The sequence below is a fragment of the Colwellia sp. BRX10-1 genome, assembly GCF_014077545.1.
Lineage (GTDB): Bacteria > Pseudomonadota > Gammaproteobacteria > Enterobacterales > Alteromonadaceae > Colwellia_A.
Genome location: NZ_JACGWC010000133.1, coordinates 1 through 281 on the forward strand (window position 1 = coordinate 1; position 281 = coordinate 281).

1 protein-coding gene is annotated in these 281 nt (G+C 40.9%); it reads left to right on the plus strand.

All coding sequences use genetic code 11. From position 1 onward, the window contains the following. A partial coding sequence (locus H4J75_RS19840) for a hypothetical protein (RefSeq protein ID WP_220465380.1) occupies positions 1 to 281 on the plus strand: 281 nt, incomplete at both ends.

Consider the following 281-nt stretch of genomic DNA (forward strand, 5'->3'; position numbering starts at 1 on the left):
GGTGCTGTGCCTGTTATTACTTATACAGTTACTGATGGTGCTGGTGATACACAGAGCTCTACCTTAACAATTTCAGTGACACCAGTTTCAGATTTAAGTGATGATAGTGAAACTGTCACGATAGCTGAAGACACAACAGCCACAGGCAATGTCCTTGATAATGCAGAAACAGCAGATGGACCGTTAACAGTAACGAGTTTTACTGTTGGTGGGAATACGTATAATTCAGGTGATACCGTTATTCTCACTGAAGGTGAGTTAACTTTAAATACCGATGGTAG